The sequence below is a fragment of the Candidatus Nitrosocosmicus sp. R genome (assembly GCF_054408505.1).
On the sequence record NZ_CP167090.1, the window covers coordinates 1,555,867 to 1,574,461 of the forward strand.

General features: G+C 33.1%; 19 protein-coding genes. 13 read left to right on the forward strand and 6 right to left on the reverse strand.

Annotated features, from left to right (window positions below; translation table 11 throughout):
• Positions 1-571 precede the first annotated feature (571 nt).
• On the forward strand, positions 572-1,003 hold the full coding sequence (locus tag AAGU22_RS08035) for a hypothetical protein (RefSeq protein WP_458721668.1): 432 nt from the start codon (positions 572-574) through the stop codon (positions 1,001-1,003).
• A gap of 602 nt (positions 1,004-1,605) precedes the next feature.
• Here AAGU22_RS08035 and AAGU22_RS08040 read toward each other — a convergent pair.
• Both AAGU22_RS08040 and AAGU22_RS08045 read right to left on the reverse strand, forming a co-directional pair.
• Positions 1,606-2,091 (reverse strand): DUF2299 family protein, encoded by a 486-nt coding sequence (locus tag AAGU22_RS08040; protein ID WP_458721669.1) that lies wholly within the window; start codon positions 2,089-2,091, stop codon positions 1,606-1,608.
• A gap of 919 nt (positions 2,092-3,010) precedes the next feature.
• The gene (locus AAGU22_RS08045; protein ID WP_458721670.1) at positions 3,011-3,601 is read right to left on the reverse strand and encodes a hypothetical protein; all 591 of its coding nucleotides are present in this window, start codon (positions 3,599-3,601) and stop codon (positions 3,011-3,013) included.
• 201 nt (positions 3,602-3,802) lie between these two features.
• Between AAGU22_RS08045 and AAGU22_RS08050 the strand changes: the two genes are divergently transcribed.
• Both AAGU22_RS08050 and AAGU22_RS08055 read left to right on the forward strand, forming a co-directional pair.
• Entirely contained in the window at positions 3,803-4,561 is a 759-nt protein-coding gene (locus AAGU22_RS08050; protein WP_458721671.1) for an SDR family oxidoreductase, read from the forward strand.
• Positions 4,562-5,545: 984 nt separating this feature from the next.
• On the forward strand, positions 5,546-6,142 hold the full coding sequence (locus AAGU22_RS08055; protein WP_458721672.1) for a hemerythrin domain-containing protein: 597 nt from the start codon (positions 5,546-5,548) through the stop codon (positions 6,140-6,142).
• A 237-nt stretch (positions 6,143-6,379) separates the two neighbouring features.
• Here the strand turns inward: AAGU22_RS08055 and AAGU22_RS08060 are convergent, their stop codons facing one another.
• Complete coding sequence (locus AAGU22_RS08060) at positions 6,380-7,930, reverse strand: hypothetical protein (RefSeq protein WP_458721673.1); 1,551 nt, start codon at positions 7,928-7,930, stop codon at positions 6,380-6,382.
• Positions 7,931-8,780: 850 nt separating this feature from the next.
• Between AAGU22_RS08060 and AAGU22_RS08065 the strand changes: the two genes are divergently transcribed.
• Both AAGU22_RS08065 and AAGU22_RS08070 read left to right on the forward strand, forming a co-directional pair.
• On the forward strand, positions 8,781-8,903 hold the full coding sequence (locus AAGU22_RS08065) for a hypothetical protein (RefSeq protein WP_458721674.1): 123 nt from the start codon (positions 8,781-8,783) through the stop codon (positions 8,901-8,903).
• Positions 8,904-9,123: 220 nt separating this feature from the next.
• Complete coding sequence (locus AAGU22_RS08070) at positions 9,124-9,582, forward strand: DUF2299 family protein (protein ID WP_458721675.1); 459 nt, start codon at positions 9,124-9,126, stop codon at positions 9,580-9,582.
• Between the two features lie 128 nt (positions 9,583-9,710).
• On the opposite strand, the gene AAGU22_RS08075 is transcribed toward AAGU22_RS08070, so the two are convergent.
• On the reverse strand, positions 9,711-10,016 hold the full coding sequence (locus AAGU22_RS08075; RefSeq protein ID WP_458721676.1) for a hypothetical protein: 306 nt from the start codon (positions 10,014-10,016) through the stop codon (positions 9,711-9,713).
• A 753-nt stretch (positions 10,017-10,769) separates the two neighbouring features.
• On the opposite strand from AAGU22_RS08075, the gene AAGU22_RS08080 reads away from it, so the two are divergent.
• Both AAGU22_RS08080 and AAGU22_RS08085 read left to right on the forward strand, forming a co-directional pair.
• Positions 10,770-11,033 (forward strand): TFIIB-type zinc ribbon-containing protein, encoded by a 264-nt coding sequence (locus AAGU22_RS08080; RefSeq protein WP_458721677.1) that lies wholly within the window; start codon positions 10,770-10,772, stop codon positions 11,031-11,033.
• 1,031 nt (positions 11,034-12,064) lie between these two features.
• Positions 12,065-12,217, forward strand: a complete 153-nt coding sequence (locus AAGU22_RS08085; protein ID WP_458721678.1) for a hypothetical protein — start codon at positions 12,065-12,067, stop codon at positions 12,215-12,217.
• An 865-nt stretch (positions 12,218-13,082) separates the two neighbouring features.
• Here the strand turns inward: AAGU22_RS08085 and AAGU22_RS08090 are convergent.
• Entirely contained in the window at positions 13,083-13,433 is a 351-nt protein-coding gene (locus AAGU22_RS08090; protein WP_458721679.1) for a hypothetical protein, read from the reverse strand.
• Between the two features lie 548 nt (positions 13,434-13,981).
• On the opposite strand from AAGU22_RS08090, the gene AAGU22_RS08095 reads away from it, so the two are divergent.
• The 4 genes from AAGU22_RS08095 (at position 13,982) to AAGU22_RS08110 (ending at position 16,405) form a co-directional block, all read left to right on the forward strand.
• On the forward strand, positions 13,982-14,806 hold the full coding sequence (locus AAGU22_RS08095) for a hypothetical protein (RefSeq protein ID WP_458721680.1): 825 nt from the start codon (positions 13,982-13,984) through the stop codon (positions 14,804-14,806).
• A gap of 176 nt (positions 14,807-14,982) precedes the next feature.
• On the forward strand, positions 14,983-15,171 hold the full coding sequence (locus AAGU22_RS08100) for a hypothetical protein (protein WP_458721681.1): 189 nt from the start codon (positions 14,983-14,985) through the stop codon (positions 15,169-15,171).
• Positions 15,172-15,303: 132 nt separating this feature from the next.
• Positions 15,304-15,549, forward strand: coding sequence for a hypothetical protein (locus tag AAGU22_RS08105; RefSeq protein ID WP_458721682.1), 246 nt, complete (start codon positions 15,304-15,306; stop codon positions 15,547-15,549).
• 304 nt (positions 15,550-15,853) lie between these two features.
• The gene (locus tag AAGU22_RS08110) at positions 15,854-16,405 is read left to right on the forward strand and encodes a hypothetical protein (protein WP_458721683.1); all 552 of its coding nucleotides are present in this window, start codon (positions 15,854-15,856) and stop codon (positions 16,403-16,405) included.
• A 559-nt stretch (positions 16,406-16,964) separates the two neighbouring features.
• Here the strand turns inward: AAGU22_RS08110 and AAGU22_RS08115 are convergent.
• Positions 16,965-17,252, reverse strand: a complete 288-nt coding sequence (locus AAGU22_RS08115) for a hypothetical protein (RefSeq protein WP_458721684.1) — start codon at positions 17,250-17,252, stop codon at positions 16,965-16,967.
• Between the two features lie 715 nt (positions 17,253-17,967).
• Here AAGU22_RS08115 and AAGU22_RS08120 point away from each other — a divergent pair.
• Positions 17,968-18,273: a hypothetical protein gene (locus AAGU22_RS08120; protein ID WP_458721685.1), complete on the forward strand. Its 306-nt coding sequence runs from the start codon at positions 17,968-17,970 to the stop codon at positions 18,271-18,273.
• A 108-nt stretch (positions 18,274-18,381) separates the two neighbouring features.
• Positions 18,382-18,591 carry a hypothetical protein gene (locus AAGU22_RS08125; RefSeq protein ID WP_458720979.1) on the forward strand — a complete coding sequence of 70 codons (210 nt, stop codon included), beginning with the start codon at positions 18,382-18,384 and terminating at the stop codon, positions 18,589-18,591.
• Positions 18,592-18,595: the final 4 nt, after the last annotated feature.

Below are 18,595 nucleotides of genomic sequence, written 5' to 3' on the forward strand. Positions count from 1 at the left end.
TTTGAAAGTACATCCCTGTGGTGTAATATGGACGAACCACAGTATGAACCAGATTTTATACTCTATGTTTAAGTAATTTTATCCTGCCTCTTGTATTTCCGTTGGGTTCGATGACATCCGGTCTGGACAAATCAATGCCTTTATCGTTCATCTCTCCAGCGAAATTTGCTTACAGGTATGCCTTAATCCGATATTTTAAATAAAAAAGCTAGCCAATTTCGTGATTTTGCATAAACTCTATATACAATGTTGTTTGGGTCCTCAGTATTAAAGACAAGTTAAACCAGCAATAAATTCCAGATTTGAAAGCATAATACACCAGAAAAAATGTTAGGACAAGACGTGTCCCTTAGGTATTCAACTAGATTTAGATTTGTTAAGAAGGGTAATTAGGGCAAAAAATGGACTAGGACTAGTTAAACATATGATTGAAAAGTTTAATTTTGAAAACCTATTCGATTCAAATTCATTAATCTGGGCTGTCAAATAGTCATCATATTTCGGTTAGAACCAGGTTTCGTTTGAGGGTAGGAAAAGAATAGTTAAAAAGAGCTCATCCAAATAACTTCTATTGTCTGTTTATATAGACTTGGAAAATATTGATGTTAATACGAGGTCCGTCTTATTAAGAGCCCTTGAGTTAGAGTTTTTCCCAAATGATAATAATCTTACACGTTACTACACTATTATAAACACTGAAAACATTGAGAAAGGAGACATTCAAGGTAGGCCCACCTATGACCCAGCCACAGTTAAAGGGGTAGAACTAAACGATAATTTAGATCATATAAATGATATCAAACATAAAATTAGAGACATTATCCTAAGAAATTCAATCGCTGAATATGTTGTAACCCGAGATAGAAATTCTACCAATACGATAATCGTAATGAAACGGACAAGCGGCGAATCTATGGGGATATTTCATTGTAGACATTGTGCAATGGAATTTGATGACGAAATCCAACTCAGTAGTCATTTACGGATGCATTTTTTTATTTGATACACCATAAGTCGTGTGTTACATTGTAATGTAGTACGGACAGTGGCTGCATGCATCGGAAATAAGAGATTTGATGTGAAATTTTTAGACATTTATTTATAAACATCCTACAACTTCGGTTCCGATAAAAAAGAATGAATGAATAACAAACATTGCATGATTCGGTATTTTACATCATGATGGTACAAGGACATTCATTCTGTTCCTTCTAGCAGACAATATCTAAATTACATTTTATTAGAAGATAATAGAATATACGGGTTAATTAAAAAGATAATACCTCTATATCCTGCAAGACTTTAAAAACGAAATCAAAAAAATGAGAATTAAGTAGCGCCCAAATTAAATACAAAATTGATTTCACCGGTTTGTATACCAGGACTGTAACCAAAAAAGGTTACCTCGTTTGACATATCAAATCACTAGAGTCACCGAATCAGACTGTTACCCTACCCAAATTAAATACTAGCCGTAAAACCCAGCATTCTCCTATGCAAATCAAAGATTTTTAGCCCATAGCCAAGATTTATGAGTAGTCAATTGTCACACCATCTTGAAAAGTAGTACTTGTTAATCACAGTAAATTTAATTGATCCCCATTATTACTTATCCCTTCTTGGAAATAGATCTCCAATGAATTCATAAAATGTAAGTTCAATTAGATACATCGCGTTTGACATTTCAATTACGCTATCCCACAAATATTGTTTGCATCCTATAGAATTTACATCAACAAACAAGTACTTCTCTACACTGATCACTGAATTTTCAATTTTGCAGAGTAATCTGATTGGCGATAGTATCTTGTGCAATCGTATAAAAAGACTATTTTGAACCTCCTCTTTTAGATGTTCAAAGTCGCTTCTATCCTTGGGGTTAAATGCTACGCTCATACGGAGTAAAAACCCATCCTTAAGATCAACGTCAGAAACTATTTCAAAAAATTTTATATCCTGGTTTGGTGGAAATACCTTGGCATAGTACTCTGATGAACTAGTTCTGGTGTTTTCCTCCTTTATGGTATAATTATAATCCTTCAACCACTGAAGAATAGTGCTATATACTAGATCCTTGTTACTATCAGGCAATGTGTTCTGTTACCAGATCAAATATTTAAAGAGATTGAATCTATCATCATCCCCCCCCCCTGAAATGTGGTTCTGTTAACTAAATCTCCTATTGCGTCAATGACAAAATATGAGAACTATTCATCGTCATAACGAAAAAAGGAACAAATGCTACTTTGGCAATTACCATATGGTGAGCCTCAACTTTTAAGCTGTAGTCAACAATTGAAAACCGGTAATCAAAATATCCTAGCCTGCCAATTTTCCATGCAAAAGTTTTATAAAACAAGAAAAGAATGAATGAATAACAAACATTGCATGATTCGGTATTTTACATCATGATGGTACAAGGACATTCATTCTGTTCCTTCTAGCAGACAATATCTAAATTACATTTTATTAGAAGATAATAGAATATACGGGTTAATTAAAAAGATAATACCTCTATATCCTGCAAGAATTCATAATAGAAATAAAACCAAATGCATCTTGCTTTCAAGTTTAAAAATAAAAATGGAAATTCGGCCAACCACATTTTTTAAATTTTGTCGGATTATTACAAACTAGTAGGTAATTTTTTTCTTGTTCGCTAAACCAAACTATGTTTATAATTAACTTAATTTAAGGTATACCAGAAATGACAAGATTAATTCTCAAACCAGGTAGATGGTTAATCATAGTCGGAACCTTATTGATAATTATGGGAATCATATTTCAGTTTCAGAGTATTTCTTTGATTGGACCTTCTTCTTCTTTTATGTACTCAAATCAAGATTGGACCTACAATGGCCTTATAATTATGGTGGTAGGTATAGCTTTTTTAGTAATAGGACTTTACGTGAAAACAAAAAATGATAGAAATCCCTCAATTTCTTGAAATTGTTATTTTAAAATCTAAATTTTGATTCTTGTAGTTAGAAAAAAGCTATTGGGGCTAATTTCAATGTTTAGTCAGGTATATAGTAAGTATTTTGATTCTCTCTTGATCGTTACTAAATAAATCTATAAATTTAGATGTATAATTATAAGGTACGCCTTCAATAATATTTCCTACATAAAACCCTAAATCGGTAAAAGTCTCAACAATCCACTCTTTCCAATTCATATATTCATCATAAATAACGGGTGAAAAAAACTCGTCTGTAAATTCGGTTATTAACAGAAGATGACCATTTTTCTTAATTTTGTGTAATATGGTTTTGTATATTGGTTTCCAAAATCTCATATTTTCACGATCAATATATTTGGGATGCGGTAGTATAGACAAAATTTCATCCGCTGAACAATCCGGCAATTGGTCAATCACCCCCTCAAACTGACTATTTACAAATAACAAATTAGATTTCCTATTTGGAAGTAAAAGACAAGATTTCCTGTACTGAGAAGCATCTATTTCTATTCCAAGATAAAAAGTAGTCGTTTCTTCTTCTTTGTTCGATAATCGATATAACAATTTTCCATCGCCGCTGCCGAGTTCAACTATCAGTTTATCATACTTGGTCAAAAATGACATGTCCATGCAGTGATCCATTTGGCAAAGAACTACATTGGATTTAAACAAACTCGATCGCCTCTTTTGGGATGTTTCTATGTTATGACTGGCTTATCTACTCAGATATTTTGACAGAAAGTGATCATAATAATCATACCCAAATAACATGTGCAATCTAGTATTATTTATAGCGAAGTAGGAAAAGGAAAAGTAAATTCATAACTAGGTATAATGTAAACTATGGATCGTGCTTTTTTTGATCAAGTTATCTTGGTTACTGGTGGTACAGGTGCATTGGGCTCCAAAGTATCAGAAGCATTTATGAAATTATCCCCAAGAGCACTTATTATAACGTTTAGATCTGAAACCGAAATGCAAGAATTGAGGGAAAAGATTCTTGAAAAAAGTAATAGTGTACAAAATGATAATCATGATACAGTAGTCGAATTCATGAAGGTAGATATTACTCATGAGAATGAGGTCAAAATACTAATCTCGAATATACTTGAGAAATTTGGACAAATCCATGTTTTAACAAATATAGTTGGAGGGTATATTGGTGGCAAAAGTGTAACTGAAACAAGTGAAGAGGAATGGGATAAAATGATGTCTATTAATTTAAAATCTGCATTTCTTATAAGTAAACACGTGTTGACAACTATGAAAAAGAAAGAGTTTGGAAAGATTGTTCATGTATCTTCTGCAACAGGAGCAAAAGCAAATGGTAATGATTCTGCCTATGCAGCATCGAAAGCAGGATTAATAAGATTAGTTGAATCTATGGCGCAGGAGATAAGGGGTCTAAACATAAATATCAATTGTGTACTCCCAACTATAATCGATACAGAATCAAACAGGGCATCTATGCCTAATTCCAATTATTCAACTTGGATACCACCCCAGGATTTGGCTAAGGTGATTTGCTTCTTAAGTTCGGAGGAATCCAAAGTTATCAATGGGGTGGCTCTTCCAACCCCGGGAACTTCAAAAGGCTCGTAACCTTTTTCCTAATTTAGTGAAGGGCCATCACAGATTTCCTTATATTAATGGGCAAGAATCAATCCAGGCTCATCGATAATGGGCGAGATTAAAGCATGATTATCATGAAAATCCGTGTAACGAGGTCGACTATCGGTCAATTTGTAATTTCTATGAAGAAAATTTCAAAATTGATTGAATTGAATTTTACTGAGTGGGCAACATTCATTAACAAGTTTTATTTTGAGAATCTTTAATTATTTAATAAAGTTGTTAATCTACCGATAAATCTATAGATCAAAACTGTCTTCTTTTTAATACATTACAATAAAAGAAACAGAATACATTCACCAAATATTGGCTATGGATTAAATTTGTATTTTCTTGTATTTTCAACTTAAAGTTTTTCAAAGGCATTTCTTATTTATGTCAAGGAGAAATCACATAACTATATGAAAACAAACTCAATTGTAATATCCCGAGAAGATATCCATCCCTAAAAGGGATCGTAGAATACCTCGATTATGAGACTAATCAGGCTGATTCAACATTAACCTGCCTATGAGTCGCAATTGAACTAAAAAGCATGGAAATTCTCGCTCTCCATATTAAGAGAGAAACATGTTTGTGGCTGAAAGGTTTCTGTCGTGTTTAATCAATGGGTATAGAAATTATCCACTTAATATCAATTATTGTACTGGTACCCATTGGCCCATAGATTCTTGAGATCGAAACACCAGAATCATTCCATACATGCGTACAGATTCATTGATAGGACAATTCAACATTTCACGAGTAGGATCGAAGGTTTTGGTGACTATTGTTTCTGTATCAAGGCACATTGTAATCTGTTTTAATTATGTGGCTCAACCTATTTGAACGCATAGATACCAAGGTGGTTCTAACCACTAAACTTAACAACCCAATCAATAATTAAAGTAACTTTATCCTTTAGATTTAGAAAATGAGTTGGAGGATTTATTTAACGAAAATCATACTAACTAATTGTCGAAATTGAAATCAACCCAGGATCTTAAGGATGATCATATTACTATAAGAAGAATTAAAGAAGTTGCTTTAAAATGTTCAAATAGGTTATATAAAAACCAACCTGTTCCTATAGAAGATATAGAAATTATTTCGGTCGTAATAGAGGAATTTGTTGATCATTTTCACCACGGAAAAGAAGAAAAAGCATACTTTCCCGAGACTAAAGAAAAAGGCGAATTTTCAAAAGACATTCGGAAATTTCTGATTGAGCATGAGTTTGGAAGAAGAATAGCCATTATGCTCAGGAGGGCAGTGAACAACTGGAAATCGAAAATTAAAGAAGCTAATCAGAATGAAGAGCAAACAAAAGCGCTACTAGAACCTATTGCAAGATTCTTGAAAGCGTATGCCATTTTTATAGAGGACCATACCAAAAAGGAAGACAAATTTTTTGATAGCATTGAAGAAGGTAAAATTATTTCAAAGAGCGATGATGAATTATTACTAATCCATTATAAATCATGTATGAATCAAGCAGGTGGGAAAATAAGAATAGAACAAATGGTTAAATTAATAAATTATCTTGAGAATACTGATTGGATGGCAGATTGATTCAACCCATTCGAGGAACATATTAGAGATGAATCTAAAATCCATATCCTCTCCCGTGTAAGCATCAGTAGGATCTTTTAGTTGGTTTTTCAATTGCATTGAGGTAAATTTCAGTCTTTTTAATGCGGTTTGTAGCCGTTCCTTTAATCTGATTACCACATAAGAAGGAATTCAACTGAGTATCTCTGCAAAAGGTGGGTTAAAGAAATTAGTTTACCCAAATCAATAATAGGATTATCAGCTAAAGCTGAAGTCGATTCCTACAGATCTCATTGTATCTTCTACGTCATTTAATATTCCACCCACACCAGAGCCAGAATCATCTGAACCGTCATTGTTGTTGTTGTCAAAATTAAATCCTAAGTCAGAATCATCTGAACCGTCATTGTTGTTGTTGTCAAAATTAAATCCTAAGTCAGAATCATCATCGTCGTCATTGCTACTGGTACTGCTAATGCTTGAGTCATCATCGTCGTCATTGCTACTGGTACTGCTAATGCTTGAGTCATCATCGTCGTCATTGCTACTGGTACTGCTAATGCTTGAGTCATCATCGTCGTCATTGCTACTGGTACTGCTAATGCTTGAGTCATCATCGTCGTCATTGCTACTGGTACTGCTAATGCTTGAGTCATCATCGTCGTCATTGCTACTGGTACTGCTAATGCTTGAGTCATCATCGTCGTCATTGCTACTGGTACTGCTAATGCTTGAGTCATCATCGTCGTCATTGCTACTGGTACTGCTAATGCTTGAGTCATCATCGTCGTCATTGCTACTGGTACTGCTAATGCTTGAGTCATCATCGTCGTCATTGCTACTGGTACTGCTAATGCTTGAGTCATCATCGTCGTCATTGCTACTGGTACTGCTAATGCTTGAGTCATCATCGTCGTCATTGCTACTGGTACTGCTAATGCTTGAGTCATCATCGTCGTCATTGCTACTGGTACTGCTAATGCTTGAGTCATCATCGTCGTCATTGCTACTGGTACTGCTAATGCTTGAGTCATCATCGTCGTCATTGCTACTGGTACTGCTAATGCTTGAGTCATCATCGTCGTCATTGCTACTGGTACTACTAGTTGACCCTCCAATTCCTGATCCTGGAGAACTGCTTGCGGTGGTCTTACAACATATTGGACCATTTCCTGTATCTTGATTGAATTGTTGAATTTGTGCAAAAGGTTGTAATCCACCTGATGCTGCCTGACTCATATTACCACTATTTGTCGTTGAATTTGAAGACTCTAACATCATGTTATAGCTAGATAACTGTGCTTGTGTAAAGTTAGTAGCTGTAATATTTACAGAGTAAAATGCTTGTAATGTTTGTGGACCATCTAAACAAAGAATCTTAGATGTTATTTTGTTGTTTCCTTCATTGATGTTTGTATAATTGCTTGCTACTGTGTATTGCCAGTTAGAATAATCATTGTCTCCTTGAACACCTGTAGGATTAACATTCTGATAGGGTTTTACATTATTTATGATGACAGAAACATCACAATCTGATGTTACATTATCCTTTGAAACTCCTTTGATTACTAGTGAATTGTTTGAATTTAATGGGACTAGATCTCCTTTATCTGGAGAAATTATCTTTACACCGCCTGAAAGCTTTGTAATATTTGATACTGTGTCAGAAACAGTGGGAACAGAAGAGTTTGTCGTACTTGCCGAAGTATTTTGCTGTGCTAATACTTGGATGTTTGCATTATAGTTGATGTTTGATAATAATAATACTATCAATAGTCCTGCAAAAATAATACCAAGCCTTTTTACCATAATTGATTTTGTAATTTATATGTATATTAAAGTTTGATTAGATTTTTCTATATGATAAAACCAGTTATATGTTCCTGCCAAACTTGATCGATATCCGATACACCCTTCAACTGGAAATGAGTTTTGGATTTATGTGGACACCTAGAAATATCAAATATGTAAAACCTGAAGATTCTTTTAGATTAATTCTGTTATGTTCCCCCATATTGAATTATTCTTTTGAATCATCTTAGAAGCTGAATGCTAAAGCCAAATTACCCATTTTGAATAGTTGAAGAAATAGCTTTTCGACTATGTGGATTTCTCTAGAAATTTTTGACTTGAATCGCATTAAGTTTGGATTTGATTTCCGCTGAATTAAAAAATTAACATATAATCAAATTTATTTTTGAATATATTGACTGATATTCCCTTATCCAAATCATTGGGTTTATAGAATGTTGAGTATCAGTGTTTTATATAGAACTGAAGAAATAGAGCACCAATCAAAGGAATTGGAATAAAATACGAGTGGGCCCAATTATCGCTCTTCAGTATTCATTTGTAATAAGTTTATTACCTGTCGTCTGATTTCGCCACTAGGATATTGCCCTGTAGGGATATTTGGACAGGAATTGTCTTCCTCAAATACTTCGATAAAATCTGAGAATTGTATGTCTATGCGTGGACCTGTAAGATTATTAGATGTAAGAGGCCCAGCTTCAGATACTTGGTGTTGAGAAGTGTCGTCTTTAAATAGGTAACTATAACTGATCCGTTTTCCCCTTTGATACCATAATAAATGTTCCCTGCTGTAGATCCCTCTATTCTGATGGCATTAACAGTGCATTAAACACTGTTTTCAGAAGGCGTGGAATCAGCAATTTCTACTACTGGGGTATCCACTGGTGGAGATATTTCGTCTGAGAAAACCGTACTATACGGAGTATCACTTCCATGTGCATTTGGGATGGCAAATAACTTTGATAAATAGCTGAATGAACTTATTCTAAAATCATGGATATACCAACCAAAAGCCCAGCACGGATCATTTTTTCATAAAACCGAATTACTAATTCGCGCTATTTAGGTAATATATTAAGAAATAAGCATACGTTTTCCACTACCCATTCAACTAATCTTAATTATGATCACAACAAGATTATTCTAATAAAACAATTAGATTAAATAATTCCATAAATATATTTATGAAAATGACTGACGAAAATAGGGAATTTATCTTTAACAATATTACCCGATGGTTGAGAGACTCTAATTTTGTGATCAGCGAAGAAAAGATTACAGTTGTTACTTCAGAATTTTATGCCAAAGCTCATCTACAGTCAGATCATGAACATATTCTTGAAATAATTTCCTCCTCTGGCATTGAAGCACGTTTCGTGCTGCGGACCAGATTACAAGTATCCGAACAACAATTAGCGGTTATTGAGAAACTCGGGCCGAAGGAAAAACGAACATTCAATGATAAAATGAATAATATAATAATTGCCCAACACCAATCGATCATCTTTAGAGATAAATCAGCCGCATTGGAGAAAATAATCTCGATTGATCCAAAATCAATTGATTCTAAACAAGAAGTCATTCAGAATGTTTCAAGTTTGTTAGAATCAGCAAAAAAATTAGATATTATTTTTAATGAATTTTTTTAAACAAAAGGATATAAAAAATAACTAAATAGAAGTTGGCATGATGTATGTATAGAATACCTTATTTACCGCTCGAATATCCTACGATTTTTTTAAGTATTCTTACATTCTTTAACCTACCTGAGTATAGTCTAATAATCCAAGAGATCTAAAGGGTCATCCATTACATCAGTTTTTGGATCTAATAGATATTCATCACCTAAATTACACTTCAAGTCCGTGCAGAGCATAGGATTGGATTCATCCTCAGTTGTTGTTGAGGAAGAGGTAGAGGTTGCGGTATTAGAGTGACTATTATACTGCTCATGACATGAAATATTTGGATCATCTAATTCGCTACAAATAGCATATGCTGCTCCATTATTGTTGAGCGTCATAAATAATGTAGACACACTCAAAATTGAAAATATAGCAACTATTCTTAATAATGTTCTCATATTGAAGTATATTATTGCAAATAATATTAGAATTTTTCATCTATATACTGCAAGAATTTTTGGTATTTTTCTACTGATATTCTTAAGAGAACATCTCTATCTAGTGTATTTTTCATAGCACTTTACGTAATTCTATTGTATTCCAGAGTAATTGGAAAATATCCCTCTGCCTCCTTAATTTGATTTCTTAAAGATTGGAGCATTTCGGATGGATTAGACATTTACTTATATATTCTAACTAACATAGGTGATTTCAATTGGAGAGGATTGATGAAAAATATAGCGTAATTCCTGTTGACAAGTTTTTCTCTATCCATCTTGCCACTTTTAATCCTTGTCTATCACTTCTTATAGATCCGATGATTATAGCGATCTTTGTCAATAAGACTGTTATATTTGATTACACAAATGCATAAATCTATCGTGAAAATGGTTATTAAAGTCTTCAGCCGACAAAAGTAACTTCAGATATTGTTGATTTCCTAATCGATTTTATATTATATCCATTCTGAATTGAGTTCGTTTAAAAGATTCAAACTTAAAAAAATTCAAAAGAAAAAGAAGGATGGACAACATTCTATGCTGAATTTAAATATGCCCATAAATTGTGTAATAGTAAAATATATTTGGCATTCCTTATTTCCCAACCAGGAGGGTTTCGGTGATCTTATATTTCATACAGATGCAATCTATTCAATCCGGCAATATTTTAAGTCTAATAATTATAAATAGTTTTAATTAGATAATAAGGCAATGAGCTTAAGATGTCCTAATTGCGAATCGGAAATGAGGTTAAGCAACAAATATGGGGTTGAGATTGATCACTGCCCACGATGTCGTGGAGTTTGGCTTGATAGAGGAGAGCTGGAAAAAGTTGCCAATATGCAGAATCAATATGAAGACGACCATTATCAAAAATATCACCATGGTAAAGATCATGATGATGATGATGATTATTACCAGAGAAGAAAACACAAGAAGAAAGGCTTTTTCGGTGACATGTTTGATTTTGACTAAATAGTACCCCGCTATTTGGCCCTGTAAATGAGTAATATGATTCTTTATTTTTTCATCTGTTGATCTGATCGTTGCTCATGCTATATCTTAATTAGCTAATCATTCTAGTGGTCTAACAAATCTTAATTGCTAATTCCAAGTCTATTTATCAATTTTTAAGTATTTGACAACTCGCGTATCACTTCATTCGGATTATCCCAAAATAATTGTGGAGACGTGGTCTTCTTTAATTGGTCCAAGGTGTATATAAGTAAAGTATCCTTTTTAAAACGAATAATAAACAAAAACTTAATCTTTGTCGTAGCCAAAGAATCCTGTGCATGAACATATGTAGCAGTGGTGATCATTTGATTGTTTTGAAATGTATTTATGAGAAATCCTCAGGTGACCACAGTCTCTGCAAATATGATATTTACGAGAATCCATCGTGCAATAGTATTATCATTTTGGGATATAAGAATTATTTCATAATATTAATTGTTTATTGGTATCAGATCGAGGTAGATCTGATTGAATTCATACTTTCATGATGTGCATCAAGTCCTCTACTAGAGACCAGTAGTAAAAGCGGGAAGTTGGAGTGGATCAAACCAAGTTTCCTTTTCGAATTAACATTGAGACTGGAAAAATGTTTGATTTTTTATGAACCAAATAAGTCTTACCAGATAATTCATAAGAAAATTACCAAGACAATCGTCTAATATTATATAAATCCTGGGGTTAGGAAGGTGGAACTCAGGATGTTTTCCAATTGCATCTCCGAATCTATGTTAGATTTTGATATTAACCATCCTAACGATTCATCTCATTGCTTCCATTTCTAAAATAGGGAACTAGATATGGTATTAAGCCGGTGGTTTTTATATGTAGTTACATTTTTAGTCTTATCCGAATCAGAGGGCTATTTCGGTTATCATTAATTTATCATTGGATTTACCCATCCCTGCCATTTACGTCAAAACCAATATAAAGAATATCAAACATTATCATGTATCCCGCATCTTAAAAGGAAGCAACCAAAATTTTAAATCGTGACAGTTTTAAGTGTTCTTATTATAATTAAATACTTTGTTATACATTCTATTTTGATGTCAGAAGAAAATAAAAAGAAATTCGACTGTAGGTGCGGCGCCGCTTTTGATACCGTTGAAGAATTAGATAAACATAATCACGAGGCGCATTAGACCAGCCTTAATACAAGGCAATAGACGCGGTTTGTAATTCAACCGCCAATTTGAAATCATTTTTCTTATCAAGCTTTGATCCTGTTCAAATGATAATTACCTTGCTACACAATGAACTTGCCAAGCCTTCAAATTCCCACTACGTTTAATCAATTGCATAGTTAATTCACACTGGCAGTCCCTGAGCGGGCATTCAATCTTCAGTTCAAATTACAAATATGCAAGCTAAATTTTTTGTAGTCACCAAACATCTACTATTGACATAATTGTAGGGTATCATTATTGGTATTGTTTCTTCCCTATGGGATGTTAAATGATAATCAAAAAAAGGACAACTTGAACATCAGAAGGAGTCAAACCTTTAAGCATATTATTGTTCTAGAATATAGTTAATAGTTAAGCTGATAAATTCCACAAGAAAATATGGCTAAATCAGAACCGTCAATATAGTATCCTAATTCGTTTCATATTGATAAGGTTTTTTCAATCAGCCTATTTCCCTACAATTAGAAAGGAATATATCCGAAAGTCTGAAACAATTATTTGGATTTTGTAATCTAATCCGTATAATCGCGGCATTTCGCTAAGGATTATGATTGACATTTGATAAAATGTATATGCCCACGCTATTATGATTTGATCTGAAACCGTATCTCTAGCAAATTCATTTCTTAAAGACAGTTATTCAAATTAGGAGATGTTTTTGTCAACTAGTAACCGTTACCTATATTTATTGAGTTAGCCTTACTTTTTTTCCCCAGTAATTATTATAATTACCAAATTTAGGAATCATATAATGCAAAAGGGTCCCAAAAACACGCTGATCTTTGGTCTAGTAACAACATTTGATTGACTTTGAATCATGCTAATAAAAATAGTGGGCCCTTTCGTGTAGATACTTCCCTTCTTCAGTATTGAAAAATGCCCCACAAAAATCGCAAAAATAAATACCCAATTGTCCTAAATCACCAGATTTTAACAAAGTGAATGTGTTTTCTTTTTGAGAGTCTTGTGCTACCACATAATCAACAATAAAATTCCTTTTCAGTGATAAGTGCAAAGCATCTTCAAAATCAGTTATGGAGCCTGAAAATTCAAACTCTACATATTGTGAAAGTGCTTCTGAGTTAACTTCCTGAGATTTAATGGGACGTTGTGGGATCAGGTTGATAGCCTTAAAGATTTCATTGAGATGCTGTCCAGACACAAAAGACAAATCCAAGTAAAATCTCATTAACTAAATTAGATTACACAAAGCCGGTCTAATAAATAAAGCATTCCAGGTGATAAAGATCTAGTAAAAACGTTGGAAGAAGGATTTAATTCATTGTCGAGGATTAATTATTATAGATACTATCACGTTTCCAATAATAATTATATCGAACCGCTCAGATTTATATCAAGACGGTTCCTACTAGAAAATTCGCTAAATGAGAAATATCAACAACAATTATCTCGCATGAACAAAATCATGAGATGGATTTGAAAGTCGTTATCGGAATGAAATAACTTGCATCATCATCCTAACAATGGGTTTGTAATTACCAAAGTTAAAATTTCTTGTGCCCCATAAATCTTAAAAAAACATTTAATGTAAGAATACAAAAAGATAATTGTAAACATTTGTTGAGCATATCCAAGTTGAGTGATTAAGTGTGGTCAAGCTGGCCTGCGATTAAATACAAGTTAAGATAAAGTTGAATTTTTGTATTCAATTGAATATTTCCACTTTGCTTAATAGTTAAGAAATTGGTAGGGACTTTTTTGTCACATATTATCGCAGAACTGTCTCTAAAAAGAGTTGGTGTTAAGCGATCGAAAATAGGATGGTTTTGGCTTATTGAAATTCTCCTATCCATAATAATAATAAAATACATTGAAAATATTATAGATGCGGTTATACATTTGGCGACTGGGACTTGGTCACCTGGCCAGGCATTTGAAGGGGTTACTGGGATGCTTGCGATTGCTAGCGCAGTTATAGTAGGATTGATTCTATTTCTTTTATACTCTGGCAAGATCAAAGTTGAAGATAGGCATACCGATCTAAAGTATTTTGAGATTGTAGATATACAGGAGTTAGAAAAGGAATCATTACATGACGGTCTTAGAAAAGAAATAATAATAATTTGTGAACCTTCAACCAAGTTCGTTATCACAATTATGGAATGCATTTTGAGATCAAAAGAGATGAATTCCATAGAGAAACTAAGTATACTCGGACAAGACTTTAAAGACTCATCCCATTTCGAAGGTTTAGAGATGCCAAAGGATGAAGTAATCAAAGAAATTTGGACGTCACTTTCAAAGAAATTGAAGGAAGAATTTAATGGATTTGATCCTTTTTCGAATCATCGCTCCAAGTTATTCTCATATGTGAATGAAACTTTCAGACAAGAGTATTCAGATATTATCGAATTCCGGATAACAAGTCAACCTATTTACAAGTCGATGGTTTTTATCATCTCTTCTGATCCCAATACACCTAACAGAAATACAGAATTATACATCGAGCCTTTTGTTTTGACGACGATGGACCACCAACATACAGCTTACAGATTTAGATCCCCCCAAAATCAAAAAAAATAGTGAGATAATAGGATATGATCTTTTTGAAGTAGAATATTCAAATTTTCTTAAATGTTGGGAATCGGCCACTACTAGCGGAAATTACACGACATTAAGAGATCGAAAAGATGGAAGATCATTTAATTAAAATTTATACTAATGATGATATCAATTAAGACTTTTTCATTGAAGACTAAATGAGTTTTAGTACGAAAGCGTTTGCTGTATTATGCATGGAATATATGGATCTAATGAGTAGAGTGGACAACATAGAACTACTTGGTGGGATGATTAAATTTTTGGTTACTAATCTTGGTAAATTAAATACGGTCTTTGATCATAAAGGCGGTTTCCGGGATACGATTTGGATGAAGAAACTGTATTGAAAGATTACGAGAAGATCCTAAATCCGCAAGGATGTTCGAAGAATGTTACATGGGACCAAAATATGAACTGGATGAGATGCTTAAATTACGATAGGGTTCGTTAGGCTATACAGATGCATTTTGATGAAGACGATGAGTTTTAAACCTCATTTTTATGACTCAAGAGACAAAAAATTTTTGGATAATGATACTGATTATGAAACAATTGGGGTTAGAAAAACGTATGATATGTATCACACAATTAGTGGGTTTGATATGCAAATTGGAGAAATTAGAGTAATAGCATTATATATGACTCAATATATTTATCCTGCTTTCATGTTAATTGAATTGGTTGCAGTAGGACCAGCCTTTTGCGGGGTTAGCAAGCATTCCTAATTCTGAATAATTCATTCTTCTCCAATTTTTGGACCTTTGTATAAAGGGATCAAGATTGCACAGGAATGTAAGCCTTTTTTTGCTGCAAAATATGGAGAAAATGCTTGAAAGGCCACTTGATGATGTTAGGATTGAGTTGACCATCACTCTGATCAAAGAGGGTCAAAGTTGGTATCAATTTCCAATCATAAAGGAGGCTGGAATTTATTAGGATTTTTGGTACTACCGCATAATTTTTGGATGTTGGCCAACATTGATCTAAGCTTTTATTTGTTTTTCTATCATAAATTAGAATGTAATCCGTATGAACAGGGAAGAGATGGCTCTAAACATAATTTCCAAAGCTATAATGCATGTACAAAGTAATCCTCAAGTTGTAAGAGAAAATGGATGCGCGGCTTGCCATGTTTTGTTTGTATTGGCTGAAAAAATGAATGTAAGCGAGCAAGATGCTTCAGATTTGCTTTCAGAAGTTTTAGCCAAATTTCCGGAACTAGACAATGAATTTATCGTAATGGTAGAAAACATTCACATGAAAAATAGAATGATGGGAAATGTATTCGCGATTAAAACCAGAGAGGCCAAGGACAAATATATATATTCTAATTTTAAGAACACTATCGCTGAATTACATTCTGACGTGATAAATTATGGTCCAGATGTTACCCTCCGAAAATTATTGATGTCATTGATATCATTAGAAATAGCAAAGAATATAGGAGTTGACTATCATGCATCAACAGAAGAACTCCATCACTATATGAGAAGAAATCATCAAGAAACAAACAAAGAACTGTTGATATTTATTAATCAACTTTATCAAAGAATAAATAACAAGAAAATCAACTACGAATAAGAACATTATTGGTATATGTTACTATACAAATAGTTGAACCAGGTCCTAAATAGAGGACAAATTTTGAAACTTTCTCTATTTTATCATTACACATCCCATCGAAGACATTCGCCTTTTGTAGAACACTAATGCGATCTAAAAGGATCATCATTATACTAGAACTTGGAGGGACTATTAATAGAAAGAATTTGGGTTTAAACTTTAATCAAGGATGTTGTAAATATTTTAGATGAATATTCGATTAATATTTTTAATGTATTGTAGATGGATGTCGAAAAATATGATATCATCTCATGAACTTTATTGGCTTTACACCTTGGTCAGAAGACTCATAATAATAAAATTGCATTTAGTAAACGTTTCTAAATTACCACTTTATATCGAATAACCAAAAAATTTTCAGATTGTATGGAATTTACTTTATGAATATTACATTTAGTAACATTGTGTGTTGAGATTCTCCCATATAATCCTAATTAATAAACCACAATAGTAAAATAATATATGAACCTGGCATTTTAATAAACAGCAAACTGCTGCCTAACTCATTAATCTTGAACTAGAAGAGTACATCTGCGTTAGTTCGTCTTGAGTGCTCATCAATACCGTTCATTGTAATTTGGTATTCGTTATCCCCTATTCGGGAAACAAAACCACCTACTATAAGATTTTGAAGGGCGATATCAAAATTTGAAGAACCCATATTATCTGTAAATATTTTACGTAATTCATTATCATTTGTCAATGGAGTTTGTTTATTTGATAGTATGAATAATTTTTCTAATATCCTGTCCTCAATCTTATTAATTGACGAGTAGGTATCCTCAGCATTTTGAAACTTAGCCATGAATGTAAATATCTATTCTATTTATATAATTGCTTTTAACTATTAAACTATTTTTTGAATCATTAATAATGATGCTGCCAAAAATTCAATTATTGCACTTTTGATCTCATAAGGGTATAGTGTAATGCGTCATGTCGAGTGGATTACAGATAAGGTATTAATGAATGTCGAATAAACCAAAAGATATAACAACGTGAAAGCTAACAAAAGGGTTTATCGCGCACTCGTACTGCCGCATTAAAATTAGAATTCCGAGATAAAAATCAATAAAGTATGAGAGTCTAGATTGATCTTTTTCAAAACATGTTTATGATTATCTTGAGTTGAAAGGTTTGTTTTCAGATAGGGTTTGTTAATGATCTAGCAATTAAGATGTCGGCTTGATAACTGCTTAAACCTATCCATAAGGACCGATAATACAAGATAGAAAAAATTTCGGATATAATGAAAATTTTATGGTTCATAAATATCATTTTCTTGGCCATACAATTTACAATTTCTAAACTGATATGATAGAATCATCACATTTAGCAAAGTAATCCTTAGGATTATTTGCAATTTTTAGACAATAATAGAGTAATTTATCTGACAAATCCTATTTACAGCGTTAATTTTTTCATAAGTTTATCTCATTATTGGCCTTAAGATTTAATTGTAAATTAGGCTCTGTTAACTTAACGATAAATCTTTAGCTTAAAGACGCTCTATTTCTGTTATGTTAAGTACAAGAAAGAGAACATCTTCAGAGCATATTTACTATGGTCTGTATTTGTACTTTCTTGGCTTATCGCTTAGAAATACTGCCAAGGCATTGTCCTTTTTACACATTATCAATAGAAGTCACGTTGCAATTTGGAATTGGATTCAAAGGTATAAACCTCGAAAGGTTTCAACAAGAAGAATAAAAATATCAGAATACCTCATTGATGAGACATTAATAAAAGTCGGCTCAGAATACTCTTGGTTATGGGCAGCAATCGAACCAGAAAATAGGCAAATTCTCGCACTCTTTCTTAGCTAATAAATCCAAGGAGAAGAACATGCTTATCGCAGAGAGAGATTTATTTCAGGTCTGATCAAGATTCACGGAAAACATGTCGTATCAACAGACGGTGGAACCTGGTACCCAATGGCTTGTAGATTCCTAAAACTAAAACACCATATCAATTCTTCGTTTGAGAAAAGTCTGATTGAAAGAACTATGCAGTACATCAAGGATCGAACTGAAGGATTTGACGATTACTTTCCATGTAGTAAAGAGAAGTGTAAACTAGATCATGTCAAAAACTGGTTGAATCTATTTGTAAAAATACACAACAAGGAGGTGCCAAACGCCTAAGTTA

What these genes read in the sequence shown, in the direction of transcription:
- AAGU22_RS08045 (WP_458721670.1), bottom strand. Translation starts at nt 3,601, where the DNA reads ATGGATCACTGCATGGACATGTCATTTTTGACCAAGTATGATAAACTG.
- AAGU22_RS08050 (WP_458721671.1), top strand. Translation starts at nt 3,803, where the DNA reads ATGGATCGTGCTTTTTTTGATCAAGTTATCTTGGTTACTGGTGGTACA.
- AAGU22_RS08060 (WP_458721673.1), bottom strand. Translation starts at nt 7,930, where the DNA reads ATGGTAAAAAGGCTTGGTATTATTTTTGCAGGACTATTGATAGTATTA.
- AAGU22_RS08070 (WP_458721675.1), top strand. Translation starts at nt 9,124, where the DNA reads ATGACTGACGAAAATAGGGAATTTATCTTTAACAATATTACCCGATGG.
- AAGU22_RS08075 (WP_458721676.1), bottom strand. Translation starts at nt 10,016, where the DNA reads ATGAGAACATTATTAAGAATAGTTGCTATATTTTCAATTTTGAGTGTG.
- AAGU22_RS08080 (WP_458721677.1), top strand. Translation starts at nt 10,770, where the DNA reads ATGAGCTTAAGATGTCCTAATTGCGAATCGGAAATGAGGTTAAGCAAC.
- AAGU22_RS08100 (WP_458721681.1), top strand. Translation starts at nt 14,983, where the DNA reads ATGAGTTTTAGTACGAAAGCGTTTGCTGTATTATGCATGGAATATATG.
- AAGU22_RS08105 (WP_458721682.1), top strand. Translation starts at nt 15,304, where the DNA reads ATGAGTTTTAAACCTCATTTTTATGACTCAAGAGACAAAAAATTTTTG.
- AAGU22_RS08110 (WP_458721683.1), top strand. Translation starts at nt 15,854, where the DNA reads ATGAACAGGGAAGAGATGGCTCTAAACATAATTTCCAAAGCTATAATG.
- AAGU22_RS08115 (WP_458721684.1), bottom strand. Translation starts at nt 17,252, where the DNA reads ATGGCTAAGTTTCAAAATGCTGAGGATACCTACTCGTCAATTAATAAG.
- AAGU22_RS08120 (WP_458721685.1), top strand. Translation starts at nt 17,968, where the DNA reads ATGTTAAGTACAAGAAAGAGAACATCTTCAGAGCATATTTACTATGGT.
- AAGU22_RS08125 (WP_458720979.1), top strand. Translation starts at nt 18,382, where the DNA reads ATGGCTTGTAGATTCCTAAAACTAAAACACCATATCAATTCTTCGTTT.